This is a genomic window from Nonlabens tegetincola, from assembly GCF_002117085.1.
Lineage (GTDB): Bacteria > Bacteroidota > Bacteroidia > Flavobacteriales > Flavobacteriaceae > Nonlabens > Nonlabens tegetincola.
The window spans coordinates 436,474-450,864 of sequence record NZ_CP019342.1 but is presented as its reverse complement, the minus strand read 5'-3'; the positions used below and the strand labels follow the sequence as shown (position 1 = coordinate 450,864).

Here is a 14,391-nt window from a genome sequence, read left to right as displayed (position 1 = left end):
TCATGTTTAGTACTATTTTTTTACACGAGCTTAGAACCTGGTTTAAGAAACCACTGTTCTATATTTATACTGGGGTTATCTTTCTATTAAGCTTATTAATTACCGCACTTACCGTTGGAGTATTTGATAGTGACTCTGTAACCGTTACTTCTCCTTTTTATCTAAACAGTGCAGTAGGAGTTTATAGTTTAATAAGTGGTGGTATGTTAATCACTTATTTACTTATCCCTAGTATTATAGGAGGAACTATCCAACGTGATTTTAGCAGTAACATGCACCACGTACTTTATTCCTACCCCTTAAATAAAGTAAGCTATTTATTAGCAAAATTCAGTGCTGGGATGCTACTCACACTATTAATTATTCTTGCAAGTATGCTGGCCGTTACAATTGGCTTTTACTTACCTGGAGCAAACGAAGATTTGATAGGACCTTTCTCACTCATGAATTACATTCAACCATTTTTAGTAATGGTAATACCTAATGTATTTTTCTATGGAGCCATCGTTTTTGCTATAACTACCTACTTCAGAAATATCAATTTAGGTTTCATGAGTGTGCTCATCTTGATTATCTGTCAATTTGCTGCTGCTCGTTCATTAGATTCTGTAGATGATACCTTTTGGATAGAACTTCTAGAACCTACTGGAGAAAGTGCTATTGGACAAAGAATTAAATACTGGACACCAGATGAGCAAGGCAGTAAATTATTACCTACCGATGGTACTGTATTGTATAATCGATTATTGTGGTTAGGGTTTTCCGTTGTTCTATTCCTTTCTGTAATCGTTGGTTTTAGATTTTCTCAACATGCTATTTCGGTAGGAAGAAAGAAGAAATCATCACGAGTAATCAAACGTAATTTTGGAACTGTTCAAGATATTACCTTACCTAAGGTAAGTCAAAACTTCAGCTTTTTTAATCAATTGAAAACAGCTTGGACAATATCAAAATCAGACATTAAATACATTGTAACAGGATGGCCATTTATTATTATAGCGGTAATTGCTTTTGCCTTTTCACTTCTTACTATGTTAGTAAGCGGTCAAGTGTATGGTACAGACATCTTGCCAAAAACCTGGTTGATGTTACAAATCCCTGCAGGAATATTTAGCACATTTACCTATCTATTAATATACCTGTACACTGGCTTCATAATGGACCGTTCCAAAACGGCTCACATGTTACAATTAGTAGACACCACTCCTACTAAAAATTGGGTTTTCCAATTATCACGAGTATTCTCTATGAGTATAATGGTGTTTTCTCTATTTGTTATAGTGATGTTAAGTGGTATCATCATACAAACCGTAAATGGTTTTAATGATTATCAAATAGACCTTTATTTGTTTGATTTGTTCATGATTAAATTTTGGGAATTTTTACCATGGATATTGATGTCAATTTTAATTCACACTTTGATTAAAAATAAATGGTTAGGACTTATGACCTTGCTAGTAATTGCCTTAGGAGTACCATTTGCCATGGAGGCTATAGGAGTTGAACAAGCTCAATTTATTTTTAACCAAGGAACCGGCGCTCCTAGTCCTTCAGATATGAATGGTTATGGAGATAGTATCTGGCGCTACTTCACATTTAGAGGTTACTGGATTGCATTAGGTATAGCGCTATTTGGTGTTAGTTTATTATTCTTTAGACGTGGAATGAGTATAGGTGCAAGTGAGAGGATTGCTTTCGCGAAAGCGAGATTAAAAACACCTATCATCACACTACTTAGTGTAGGATTAATAATATTTATAGGAATAGGAAGCTACATTTGGAAAGTTAACAACATTGATAATGAAAGAACTACAGGAAAAGAACGTGAACTACTGGCAGTAAATAAAGAAAAGGAATTAAGTAAATATTTAAACGTTCCCCAACCTAGAATTACTGATGTTAAGGCGTTTGTTGATATTTATCCAGAAACTAGAGACTTTAAAGCTAGAGCAGAAATGCTTATGGTCAACAAGTCCAGCGCCGTTATTGATACACTGCACGTTAATATCAACGACACACTTACTACAATTGAAACAGATCGTAAAATTGAAGTGGTTTATGACAATGAGGACTATGGCTATCGCATGTATAGGATAACGCCACCCTTGCAACCTGGAGATACGCTAGAGTTTAATGTAGCAACTTACAACAAAGAAAACACCTTCTTTGAAAAAAACTCACCTGTTGTTGAGAATGGAACTTTCATGAATAATTTCGTTTTTCCATCCATTGGATACAATGATCAAGGAGAGATCCGAAATATTCAAATTCGCAAAAAGTATGAATTACCTCCAAAAGATCGCTGGCCTGACGCGACTAAACCAGGTGTGCGAGACAATAATTACATAGGCGGAAACAGCGATTGGATAAACTTTGAAGCTACATTAAGTACAAGTCCAGATCAAATTGCCATATCACCAGGTTATCTAACTAAAGAGTGGGAAGAAAATAACCGTAAGTACTACTATTATAAAATGGATAGTAAAATGGTGAATTTTTACAATTTTATGAGTGGTAGATATGAAGTCATGCGCGACGAGCACGACGGCATTAAACTGGAAATCTATTACCATAAAGATCATGATTACAATATCGATCGTATGATGGCTGGCCTTAAAGCCGGACTAGATTATTATAATGACAATTTTACACCTTATCAACACAGGCAAGTACGCATCATTGAATTCCCAAGAAATTTTGGAACGTTTGCACAGGCGTTTGCAAATACGATACCTTTTAGTGAAGGAATAGGTTTCATTGCCGATGTTGATGGAAGTGACAAGGATGCAGTAGATTACCCTTTTAGTGTTACCGCACACGAACTTGCTCATCAATGGTGGGCACACCAGGTAATTGGAGCCTATGCAAAAGGTGCTACATTACTCTCAGAAAGTTTATCAGAATACAGTTCATTAAAAGTTCTAGAGAAATCTAGAGGAAAAGAACAAATGAGGTCTTTTCTTAAAGATGCTATGGATAAATACCTTTTAGGAAGAACTGTAGAGTCCATTGGAGAAAACCCATTGATGTATAATGAAAACCAACAGTATATTCATTATCAAAAAGGATCCTTAGTCCTTTATGCAATGAGCGATTATTTAGGCGAGAAACCATTTAATAACGTCATTAAACAATTTGCAGAGAAATATCAGTTCCAAGGTCCACCATACCCAACAGCTATTGAATTTGTAGATGATATAAGAGCCGCAACTCCTGACTCGTTACAATATCTTATTAAGGATATGTTTGAAACGATAACTTTGTATGATAATGATGCAAAAAAAGCTACGTATACAAAACTTGATGATGGTCGTTATCAAGTAGAATTTACTGGATACATAACTAAGTATAGATCGGACAAAAAAGGAAAAAGTGTTTATAAAAACACGGTAGGTGATAGCCTTTCATACACTCCTGAAGGAAAGAAAAAAGCCTTAAAATCACTACCTTTAGCTGATTATATAGATGTTGGTGTTTTTGGAGAAAAGGATGATGAAACAGGAATAAATAAGGTTCTTTATCTCAAAAAACATAAAATTGTAGCTATTGAAAATAAATTCTCAATTATCGTAGATGAAAAACCTGTAGAGGTTGGAATTGATCCGTTCAACATATTGATAGACCGTAACTCTAACGACAATAGAACAGCGGTTAAAGAAAAGGAATAGATTTTTTTTGCGAATTAAAAAATAGAAAAGCCTTACTTTAAAATATTTAAGTAAGGCTTTCTTTATTGAGTAAAAACCATTGTAATCCTATAATCGATATCGAGTTGTTTATAGCTCCGTCTCGTAATAGTTGTTTAATTTCAGACAAAGGTATTTTGGTTAACAAAATATCTTCCTTTTCTGATGCTTCACCACCACCTTGAAAAATCTTATCATGAGAAGAAACTTGAGAAAAATATAAATGTATTTGTTCTGAACAACCACCTGGTGATGGAAAATAAGAACAAATTTTTTCAATATTTTTTAATGAATAGCCTATTTCTTCTTCTACTTCCCTTTTTATTCCTTCAACAGGATCTTCATTAAACCCTAAGCTACCAGCTACTAATTCCATCATAAAAGCTTCACCTCTTCTTGCACTGGGATACCTAAATTGTTTAGTAAATAAAAAGGATTTTGTGTCTTGTTCATAAAGTAATATTGCTACACTATCTCCTCGTTCTAGGGATTCCCTTGTAACTTCCAGTTGCTCATTACCGTGCCAAGTATCATGTTTTATCTGGGCTTTTATAACTTTAAGAAAACCATCATAAACAGTTTCTTCCTTGATTATCTCAAAGTTATTTGCAGTATCGTCTTTCATTATAAATCAAGTATCATTTGAACGGGACAAGAGTAATGTCCTGTATTACCCATGGGCTCATTGAGTAATTTAAAACCCATATGCTTGTAAAGACCTTGAGCTTCAAACATATTATCCATGGTTTCAAGATACATTTTTGAATAAGCTAATTCTTTAGCAGTTTTGATACATAATTGTATAAGCTCCTTGCCATATCCCTTTCCACGTGCTTTAGGCAAAAAATACATCTTTTGAAGTTCACAGATATTCTGCTCTTGATTATCTAGTGGTCCTACACCACCGCAACCTACAATTTCATTATCCAATTCTATAACGTAATAAACACGTCTAGGCAACTGAAAGTGCTCATACATGGATTGGGTTGCTTTATCACTATATGCAGTCCCCTCTTTAGGAGCTCCATATTCAAGTATAGTTTGTTGGATAATATTCTTAACAACTGTATTATCCTCCGGTAGAATAGGTCTAATCATCATAATTTCAAAAGTACATCTAGTAACTATTATTAGTTTGCTATTGAGTCTAAATTTAACCCAGCCTTGTGATTTAAATCTTACTTTTGCTGGAATCATGAACAAAGACGAATTATATATGCAACGCTGTTTGCAGTTAGCTCAAAATGGACTGGGTACTACTTATCCTAATCCATTAGTAGGAAGCGTCATTGTATATGAGAATAAAATCATTAGTGAAGGCTGGCATCAAAAAGCAGGAAAACCCCATGCCGAGGTTAACGCCATTAATAATGCAATTAAAATATTAGGTGAGGAAAAGTTTGAAAAAATAGCTCCTAAGTGTAGTATATATGTAAATCTTGAACCTTGCTCACATACTGGTAAAACGCCACCATGTGCTTTGCTACTAGTAAGGTATAATTTTAAAGAAGTTATAGTAGGAACACTAGACCCACATGAAAAGGTAGCAGGAAGAGGAATAAAGATTCTTGAAGAAGCTGGTATTTCATGTAAAACAGGAATACTTGTAGACAAATGTAATGAAGTTAACAAGCGTTTTTTCTCGTTTCACAAGTATAAAAAACCATTTATTCTGCTTAAATGGGCACAAACTAACGATGGCTATATCGCTCCGGAATTTAAGACTAAGAAGCAACCTGTTTGGATTACAAATTCATACAGCTTACAAAGGGTGCATCAACAACGATCCACAGAAAACGCTATTTTAATAGGTGCGGGAACAGCGCTTGCAGACAATCCTAGTCTTACAACCAGAAATTGGAAAGGTACCCATCCCTTTAGATTTGTTCTTGCTAATAAAAAGGAGCTACCAAAAAATCTTAACGTTTTTCAATCACCTAATCCTGCTCAAATTTTAGACATTCCTTTGTCCGACATTAAGACAGTATTGAAAGAGTTATATAAAAAAGATATCCAATCGGTAATTGTAGAAGGTGGATCTAGGACTCTCCAAGCATTTATAAATGCAGGGCTGTGGGACGAAGCACATATTTACACGAGTGAAAATACGCTATTTCATTCTGGAGTAAAAGCACCAGAACTTGACAATCAACAATTACAAAATCATTTTAATATAAAAGGTGATACTTTAAGAATTTACCATCGTTTATGATTTATCTAGGATTAAGCATATTACTATCTAGTTTACTATATGTAATTTTTAAATTGTTTGATGTTTATAAAATAAACACCCTACAAGCTATAGTGGTAAATTATCTTGTAGCTTTTATAACAGGTATTATTTCAAGCAATGGGACTTACGATATAACAACTGTTTTAAAGTCAGACTGGTTGTTTCTAGCGATGTTCATGGGAATTCTTTTCATAACTATTTTCAATGTCATGGCCTTAACGGCACAGCGCAATGGCCTATCTGTTGCCAGTGTTGCCAGTAAAATGTCATTAGTTATACCTGTGATCGCAGGTTTCACAATATTTAATGAAGAGTGGAATATATTAAAAGCCATAGGTATAATAATCGCTCTAGCAGCAGTTTATTTTACCACAGTTAATAAGAAATCGCAGTCTAATATAGATTGGACTCCAAAAAAACTCCTATTACCACTAGCGCTATTTGTAGGAAGCGGTATAATTGATACAGTTCTCAAAATTTTACAAAACAACCATATGTCAAATAGTAATGAAGATGTTATAAGTGCCACAATTTTTTCTTTTGCATTTATAGCAGGATCTGCGGCTGTGATATATCGGTTAATTAATAAAAATGAGAAATTAGAATGGAAAAGTCTTGTCGGAGGAATTGTTCTAGGAATTCCTAACTTTTTCTCAATTGTGGTGATTTTAAAAGCACTCAATTCACCCGGTTTAGAGAGTACATTTGTTTACCCTATTAACCATGTAGGAACTGTAGTATTATCAACCATGTTTGGTTTATTTCTATTCAAAGAAAATCTGAAATCTAGAAACGTTCTAGGTATTATACTTGCTATAATTGCGATTGTTTTCATCGCTTTCGCGAAAGCGTAAATTCATGAGAGACACTTATAAAACGATAGCAAAAGAAACAACTGAAATCTTATTTAAGGACAAGGGCAGTAAATTCTACGCTCGTGCATTTCCTATCCAGAATCCAGATGAAGTTTCACCTATCATTGATGCTTTGAAGAAAAAATATCCGAAGGCAAATCATCATTGTTATGCCTGGAAGATTGGTCCTGGAGAAAACAATTATAGGGCAAATGACGATGGAGAACCCAATCATAGTGCAGGTGATCCCATTCTAGGTCAAATTAATTCAAATGAATTAAGCGACGTTCTAGTTGTAGTCACTAGGATATTCGGAGGAACAAAATTAGGTGTGAGCGGATTAATAAATGCTTATAAAGAGTCTAGTGCTTTGGCCATTGAGCAGGCTACAATTATAACAAGAACCATCACTTCTCAAGTGAAAATTGACTTTGAATACGCTCAAATGAGTCAAGTTATGAGGTATATTGAAGAGCAAGGACTCACTATGGCCTTGCAGGATTTTACCGCCAGCTGTTCTATAACTATAGATGTTCCTCTCAACAATGTTGAAAAAGTAGTCAAAGACATTAATCAAATGTACCCAATTAAGGCAAAGGCTCTAGAAGACTAGACATTATGGAGCAAGCCAGTGACCAGCCCAATTATCTTTGCGTTTATATAAAGCTCTTAAGTGATTAGGACGTTTAAGTTTGAGATACTCTATTTCACTAATTTCAAATCGTAGCGGTAGGAAAAAGCTTTTATCGCGTGATACGTATTCTACATGATCAGGATTATCAATAGGCGTACCTGGTGATGGGATTGAGGTATAATCCTTTATACTTTTTGAAGTAACCTTTTGAAACAATCGTTTAACTTCTTTGGGACTATTAATTTCAATCAATCTACCATTACACCTTAATTGAAAAAGTTTTTTAGAATTGTAAAATAAAAAACAAGCCTGATCATTTGATTTTATATGTTCTACTTTAATAGATCTTGAATCGGTAAAAACAATTAATTCCTTCTTTTCGACATCAATCTCTCTTAAAACAACAGTTCTAGACCTAGGTATTCCATTTTTGTCTACAGTTGTTAAAACGGGATATTTAAAATCATGTTTGGATTTTGAGGTTGCTAATTGCAATTCATCGATTAGACTTTCAAAATATTCAGGAAGCATACTTTTGATAAGTTAGTAGATTTTAAAACAATTTCTTACAAGCTTCTAGAAATTCCGGAATTGGTTTTCTAGGTCTAAACGAGTTTGCATCAGTAAAAACAAGAGTTAAGTTTGCCGATGCATGTAAAACATCATTTTGATCAATTATTTCGTAGTAAAATTCAACACGCGTTGTAGGAATATTCTTAATGGTGGTTTTGACGAAAATTTCATCGTTTAATCTAATTGGTTTTCTGTAAGTTATATCGATATTGTAAACTGGTAGTAGTACTCCATTTTTTTCCATTTCATCATAAGAGAAACCTAAAGTGTCCAACCAGGACATTCTACCTAACTCTAAATATATCAAATAATTAGCGTGATGAACCACACCCATTTGATCAGTTTCGGCATATCGAGGTGTTATCGGAATAATTGTACTTTTCATATAATTTTCATATCTTATCCAAAGTTAAAAAACCAGTGAGCCCATGCTACTTTTTTTTAATTTATCAAATGGTTTTTTAGTTTTTTTAAGGTTTTTTATACACATATTTGTACTCGATTAGGGACTGAAATATACCAACCTTTATTCATCCCAAGTTCGCATCAATTTTAACTATAAAAATACGACTTTTATGACACTGACAGCAGAATCGGTTTGGGACAATTGTCTACTTTTTATTCAGGACAATATTGCGCCCGAGGCTTATAAAACGTGGTTTCAGCCCATTAAGCCTGTAAAATTAACTGATAATGCTTTACATCTTCAGGTACCTAGTCGTTTTTTCTATGAATGGTTAGAAGAACATTATATAGACTTACTTAAAACTGCTCTTACTAAAGAATTAGGGTCCGATGCAAAATTAATCTATGCGATACGCATGGAGAACCCTGCAAAAGGAATGGAAGCTTTTACCGAAAAAATACCTAGTAGTAAGCGCAACTTTACCGAGTCTCAAAATGTAGATGCTCCAGTAAAAACTAAAAGCCCAGAACTTAAAAATCCATTTATTATTCCTGGAATAAGAAATGTTCAAGTTGAATCCCAACTTAACCCTTCTTATAACTTTGATAGCTTTCTTGAAGGAGAATCAAATAGACTGGCTCGTAACGCAGGTATGGCTGTAGCTAACAAACCTGGAGGAACTAGTTTTAATCCGTTATTAATTTTTGGAGGAGTAGGATTGGGTAAAACTCACTTGGCACATGCTATAGGTGTAGGTATTAAGGAAAACTACCCAGATAAAACTGTACTCTATATAAGCGCAGAAAGATTCATACAACAGTACACTGAATCTATACGTAAGAATACAAGAAATGATTTTATTCATTTCTATCAACTTATAGATGTTCTTATTGTAGACGATATCCAATTTTTCTCTGGAAAGGCTGGTACTCAAGATGTTTTCTTCCATATTTTCAATCATTTACATCAAAACGGTAAACAAGTAATTCTTACAAGTGATAAGAAGCCTGTTGATATGCAGGATATTGAACAACGTTTACTTTCCCGTTTTAAATGGGGACTTAGTGCAGAGCTTAATCATCCGGATTATGAAACGAGAGTTTCCATAATCCAAAACAAATTATACAGAGATGGTGTAGAAATGGATGATAATATCGTTCATTATCTAGCGGAAAATATAAAAACAAATATTAGAGAATTAGAAGGAGCAATAATTTCTTTAATTGCACATTCTTCTTTTAACCGTAAGGATATCACCATCGACCTAGCTCGTAAAATTGTTGAGAATTACGTTAAGAATACAAAGAGAGAAGTATCAATTGATCAAATCCAAAAAGTAGTAAGTGATTACTTTCAGATGGATATAGATACACTTCAATCAAAAACCCGTAAGAGACACATTGTTCAGGCAAGACAACTAGCTATGTATTTTGCAAAAAAAATGACCAAAGCTTCTCTAGCTAGTATAGGTTCTCAAATAGGAAAAAGAGATCATGCTACGGTATTACATGCTTGTAAAACCGTTGAGAACTTAGCATCTACTGACAAGCAGTTCAATAAATATGTGCAAGACTTACAAAAAAAGCTAGCAGACTAACATGTCAGATAAACAGCGCATATTAATGGTATGTTTGGGCAACATTTGTCGCTCTCCTCTTGCAGAAGGAATCATGAGGTCAAAATTAAACTTTACAAAATTTGAAGTGGATAGCGCTGGTACCTATGGCGGTCATGTGGGAGAACAACCCGATAATAGATCAATTGAGGTAGCTAGAAAAAACGGACTGGACATTACTAATCAAAAATGTAGAAAACTTACTGTTGACGATTTTGATAGGTTTGATTACATCTATGTGATGGATGATTCAAACTTTCGTGATGTTACCGCTCTTGCTCCTACTCCAGAACATGCCAATAAAGTTGTCAAAATCCTTGATGAGCTTTTTCCAGGAGAAGGACTTGACGTACCAGATCCTTATTACGGTGGTCAACAAGGTTTTGAAAATGTATACAAAATGCTTGATCAAGCGACCGATGTAATAGCAAAGAAACTGCAGGGCTAGTCTAAACTCCTATTTAAACATACTTATTTATACACTGTTGTACTTGGTTTAAATAACCAGCACCAAATAGGTTTAGATGAACCAATAGATAATACAATTGATATAATGGTACTCTTTCCTCCCAACCTGGTAAAGGCGTACGTACCTCATGATACATCCAGTAGAACTTATTAGAAAATCCACCAAATAGTTTCATCATTGCAATATCCATTTCTGCATGGCCAAAATGAGCAGCAGGATCAATTAAAACTGGCTGTCCATTTGAAGTAAAAATCACATTACCATTCCATAAATCGCCGTGAATAAGAGCAGGTTTTTGCGATGGGATTAGACGTTCCATTTTTTTAAACAACCCTTCTATCCCTTTTAATTCAAAACCATTATTAACAGCTAGTTCAAATTGCGGGACCAATCGCTGGTGTAAAAAGAATTGTGTACCGCTTTCAGTTTGTAAATTATATTGAGGCAGACTTCCTATATAATTATCCTCATCTAATCCAAATAACTCATCAGTGCAATCGTGCAAAGCAGCTAATTGTATCGCAAGGTTTGATTCATCCTTTTTATTTAGAGCATCTGGAGCAATATATTCTAATAGTAGATACTGATATGTAGCACTCTCGCCTTGAGCGATAACTAAGGGAACTCTTATTGTACCAGACTTTCTAAGCAGTTGTAACCCATCATTTTCCCGCTTGAGCATTTTAGGAAATTGAATCTTATCATTATACTTTAAAACATATTGAATAGCCCCTTGATCAATGAGCATGACCTCATTTATATCTCCACCAGAAAGTTTTGAGGCTTTACGTACCCTAAACGGCAATAGTGCTCTTATTTCTAAGGGTACAAGAGCGGTAGATGCAGCTTCCATGATTACTTCAATGCATCTAATTTTCTAGCGATATCATCTGCCTTTTTGAAAGCGGCATCGCTAGCCGCACGATTTGTAGTAGATAGTTTATGGTATTCTTTCATCAATCGTGCATATTCCTGTTGAAGCTTCTCTTTTTCTGTCTTCTTATTGAATAAACCAAACATAATCTTATTGTAATATAACAAAGTTAGTTTGAATATAGATTTAATGGATATTTGATTGGTTAATTAAATGACTAGGTATTTATAGAAAAGTTCCTAAAAGAATCAACGAAATTTCCAAAACAAATAGTGAACAATCTTGGAGCCTATTTTTGAACTTTTCACGTAGTGATTTGCTTGCTTTTTTGTCAAAAGTTTTTCTAGCCTAGCTATATTTCCTTTTTGAGATACTAAGGTTGAGAACAAACCTACCTGAGTTTTATAATCATTCGACTCCTTGATCATCCTTTTGATAAAGAGTGCTTCTCCACCATTACACCATAACTCATCGGCAGTTCCCGAGAAGTTGTGTTTTTTTTCACCTCCTAAATTTTTAGCTTTTCTTTGAAAGGCCTTCATGGCTTCCTGCTCACTACTGAAAAATGGTGGATTACAAATCGTGAAATCTAAATACTCTCCTTTTTGAATAATATTTTTGAAGATACTTCCTCGATCGGATTGTAGTCTTATATCTATTGAAGGGACTGTTTTGGTATTCGCTTTCGCGAAAGCGTAACTTTTCTCACTAACCTCTGATCCAATCATATTAAAATTGTAGCAACTTGCTCCCAATAAACTATAAATGGCTGTAGCTCCACAACCTATATCAAGTCCCTTTGCACCAGCTTTAACCTCATCTGCGATGTGATGTATATAGTCTACACGACTAGGAACTGGTGCTAGCAAATATCCATGAGGATATTCGATAGGTGTTATACCATAATACTGTACTAACAAAGCATTGTTTAGAGCCTTTAAAGCTAATGGATCATTAAAGTTTATAGATGGTTTATCCTGAAACTGGACTTTAAACTTGGATAAAGGTGGATATGCTTTAATTAGTTCATTAAAGGGATAATCTTCTTGATGAATATTGTTAGGATGCATGCAGAAGTGCCTGTTCTATTGATTTCTTTTTTTGGATTTTACCGGTATTAGTTTCAACTAAAGTCGGCAAAAAGTAAATAGCCCTAGGAATTTCAAACTTATCTAAACCGTTAAAATCAATATCAAAAGGAGATTCGCTTTCTACAATTAATACTACCTGTTCACCAAGATCATTATCAGGTAAACTACCTATGAAAAAACGGTTGGAGATTTGACTGGATAATTTATCCTCAATTTTTGATGGGTGTAACTTTACACCACCAGAATTAATAACGTCATCTAGTCTACCTAGCAATTCAAATTTCTGCTCATTATGCAATAAAACAAGATCATTGGTAGTAAGTAAATCAGGTGATACTTGTGGAGCATCTATTACCAGTGTTTGATCCTTACTTAATGAAAAAGTAGTTTTACCTAATGCTGTATAGCAAGCTTCATATTGTGGGTACAATTGTCTAATCGCTACGTGGCTGCATGTTTCGGTCATACCGTAAGATTGATAAACTCTACTGTGCTTGCCTTGTAGTTGTCCCACAAGGGTTGCAGTTACCGGACTACCGCCTAATAACGTGACACGACTTTTATGAATATTGTCCAATGACTGTGACAATTGAAAAGGAGTCATTGCCGTAAAATCATAGCGCTTCTCAGCCTTTTTTAAGGGCTGACTTGTAGGCTCAACACAATCCAAATGCCAGCCATGTTGAATTGCTCTTATAAACATCATTTTACCAGCAATGTATTGTAATGGCAGGCAACACAACACTTGTTTTCCTGGTATAAGATCAAAATAATTAGCAGTTATAGCTGCACTGTTTAAAAAGAATTGTTTATTAATTTTAAGAGATTTTGGATGTCCAGTAGAACCACTGGTATTAACCGTGAGAACTTCAAAATCATCAAGCCAGTTAAGCAAAAAGTCTCCCACCTCTTTTTCCCAGGCGTCACCTTCCTTCACATAGCTATAGGCAACTATCATTAGACCTTCGTGATCTAATGAGCGACCATTTAATTTAAAACTCGGGTGTACTTTGGGGATCATTTGTTCCTTCTTTTTCAAAAAATTCTTTTCTATCCAGTACGCGACCGAATAGTTTTTCTTTCCAATTTTTCCAGTTGTAAATTTTACCTAAGATAATTAATAAAATAGGGTATCCAATAAAAATAGATAAGGTATCGGTCCACGCAAAAGTAGGTTCGGACATATCTATAAATACAGAATCGGTTTGTATGGCTGTCCATGTACTTGTCATGAGCAATGCGGCTGTGATATTATTGGCCGCGTGAAAACCTAGTGCCAGCTCTAACCCTTCATCGAGCAAAGTCATCGCTCCTAAGAGTAGACCTGTACCTATATAAAAAACCATAACAACTGGTCCTAATGTTTCTACTTCAGGATTTGCGGCATGCATTAATCCAAATAATACAGAGGTAACAATCCACGATATAGCACGACTCTTAGTAGCTATACCTAATCCTTGTAACAATTGACCTCTAAATAAATATTCCTCAAAACTAGTTTGAAATGGAAACATTAATAACGACAAAATCACAAGAGGAATAAACTTATCCCATTGAAGGTTATAGACATAATCTTCTGGAGCATTGAGAGCTGTCATGAAAATCATACCACCTTGAAAAACAGCCCAAATAAAGAACATGGTAAATATGCGTTTCCAATCAATCCTTGAACGAGAAGTGGTAAAACTGGTCAAAGATTGACCATTGATGAACTTTACCCAAATAAAGACAATAATCAATCCGATTACAAAAACCATTAAGTTGATGGCCAAAAATGGTAATGTACCCATTTGATCAATCATAGTTTGCATGATCTCGCTAGTAGACTCACCAGATTCATCTAAAAATGCTTTGGTAGCAAAATAGTTGAAAGTCATTAATAAAATAAAACCTACTGGTAGAATAAAAGCATTCCAAATGCCTAACTTTCCTTTGTAACCTTGTTCTATATACATT

General features: G+C 34.6%; 15 protein-coding genes. 6 read left to right on the top strand and 9 right to left on the bottom strand.

Translation table 11 applies throughout. From position 1 onward, the window contains the following. The first annotated feature begins 2 nt into the window (after positions 1-2). Positions 3-3,668 (top strand): ABC transporter permease/M1 family aminopeptidase, encoded by a 3,666-nt coding sequence (locus BST91_RS02335; protein WP_085774324.1) that lies wholly within the window; start codon positions 3-5, stop codon positions 3,666-3,668. Positions 3,669-3,714: 46 nt separating this feature from the next. On the opposite strand, the gene BST91_RS02330 is transcribed toward BST91_RS02335, so the two are convergent. Beyond that, the gene (locus BST91_RS02330; protein WP_042279030.1) at positions 3,715-4,311 is read right to left on the bottom strand and encodes an NUDIX domain-containing protein; all 597 of its coding nucleotides are present in this window, start codon (positions 4,309-4,311) and stop codon (positions 3,715-3,717) included. Beyond that, positions 4,311-4,883 (bottom strand): GNAT family N-acetyltransferase, encoded by a 573-nt coding sequence (locus BST91_RS02325; protein ID WP_317043051.1) that lies wholly within the window; start codon positions 4,881-4,883, stop codon positions 4,311-4,313. Before BST91_RS02325 ends, BST91_RS02330 begins: the two co-directional genes overlap by 1 nt. Between BST91_RS02325 and ribD the strand changes: the two genes are divergently transcribed. The 3 genes from ribD to BST91_RS02310 are packed head-to-tail and all read left to right on the top strand — an operon-like array spanning position 4,882 to position 7,386. Next, positions 4,882-5,898, top strand: a complete 1,017-nt coding sequence (gene ribD / locus BST91_RS02320) for a bifunctional diaminohydroxyphosphoribosylaminopyrimidine deaminase/5-amino-6-(5-phosphoribosylamino)uracil reductase RibD (RefSeq protein ID WP_085774323.1) — start codon at positions 4,882-4,884, stop codon at positions 5,896-5,898. The genes BST91_RS02325 and ribD overlap by 2 nt on opposite strands. Then, complete coding sequence (locus BST91_RS02315) at positions 5,895-6,773, top strand: hypothetical protein (protein ID WP_085774322.1); 879 nt, start codon at positions 5,895-5,897, stop codon at positions 6,771-6,773. The genes ribD and BST91_RS02315 overlap by 4 nt, the downstream gene beginning before the upstream one ends. Further along, a complete protein-coding gene (locus BST91_RS02310; protein ID WP_244895667.1) occupies positions 6,739-7,386 on the top strand; it encodes an IMPACT family protein in 648 nt (215 codons plus the stop codon). The genes BST91_RS02315 and BST91_RS02310 overlap by 35 nt, the downstream gene beginning before the upstream one ends. Positions 7,387-7,389: 3 nt before the next feature. Here BST91_RS02310 and BST91_RS02305 read toward each other — a convergent pair whose 3' ends face one another. Both BST91_RS02305 and BST91_RS02300 read right to left on the bottom strand, forming a co-directional pair. Further along, entirely contained in the window at positions 7,390-7,938 is a 549-nt protein-coding gene (locus BST91_RS02305) for a pyridoxamine 5'-phosphate oxidase family protein (RefSeq protein ID WP_085774321.1), read from the bottom strand. A gap of 22 nt (positions 7,939-7,960) precedes the next feature. Next, positions 7,961-8,365, bottom strand: coding sequence for an acyl-CoA thioesterase (locus tag BST91_RS02300; RefSeq protein ID WP_042279025.1), 405 nt, complete (start codon positions 8,363-8,365; stop codon positions 7,961-7,963). A 190-nt stretch (positions 8,366-8,555) separates the two neighbouring features. On the opposite strand from BST91_RS02300, the gene dnaA reads away from it, so the two are divergent. Both dnaA and BST91_RS02290 read left to right on the top strand, forming a co-directional pair. Then, the gene (gene dnaA, locus BST91_RS02295) at positions 8,556-9,983 is read left to right on the top strand and encodes a chromosomal replication initiator protein DnaA (protein ID WP_042279024.1); all 1,428 of its coding nucleotides are present in this window, start codon (positions 8,556-8,558) and stop codon (positions 9,981-9,983) included. A gap of 1 nt (position 9,984) precedes the next feature. Beyond that, positions 9,985-10,449 carry a low molecular weight protein-tyrosine-phosphatase gene (locus BST91_RS02290; protein ID WP_244895665.1) on the top strand — a complete coding sequence of 155 codons (465 nt, stop codon included), beginning with the start codon at positions 9,985-9,987 and terminating at the stop codon, positions 10,447-10,449. Between the two features lie 13 nt (positions 10,450-10,462). Here the strand turns inward: BST91_RS02290 and BST91_RS02285 are convergent, their stop codons facing one another. The 5 genes from BST91_RS02285 to BST91_RS02270 form a co-directional block, all read right to left on the bottom strand. After that, positions 10,463-11,323 carry a fructosamine kinase family protein gene (locus tag BST91_RS02285; RefSeq protein ID WP_085774320.1) on the bottom strand — a complete coding sequence of 287 codons (861 nt, stop codon included), beginning with the start codon at positions 11,321-11,323 and terminating at the stop codon, positions 10,463-10,465. A gap of 2 nt (positions 11,324-11,325) precedes the next feature. Continuing rightward, entirely contained in the window at positions 11,326-11,490 is a 165-nt protein-coding gene (locus BST91_RS13050; protein ID WP_157546875.1) for a Lacal_2735 family protein, read from the bottom strand. Between the two features lie 102 nt (positions 11,491-11,592). Further along, positions 11,593-12,414, bottom strand: coding sequence for an RlmF-related methyltransferase (locus tag BST91_RS02280; RefSeq protein WP_085774319.1), 822 nt, complete (start codon positions 12,412-12,414; stop codon positions 11,593-11,595). Further along, the gene (locus BST91_RS02275) at positions 12,404-13,474 is read right to left on the bottom strand and encodes an AMP-binding protein (RefSeq protein WP_244895664.1); all 1,071 of its coding nucleotides are present in this window, start codon (positions 13,472-13,474) and stop codon (positions 12,404-12,406) included. The genes BST91_RS02280 and BST91_RS02275 overlap by 11 nt, the downstream gene beginning before the upstream one ends. Continuing rightward, positions 13,428-14,390 carry a CPBP family intramembrane glutamic endopeptidase gene (locus BST91_RS02270; protein ID WP_085774317.1) on the bottom strand — a complete coding sequence of 321 codons (963 nt, stop codon included), beginning with the start codon at positions 14,388-14,390 and terminating at the stop codon, positions 13,428-13,430. The genes BST91_RS02275 and BST91_RS02270 overlap by 47 nt, the downstream gene beginning before the upstream one ends. Position 14,391 lies beyond the last annotated feature (1 nt).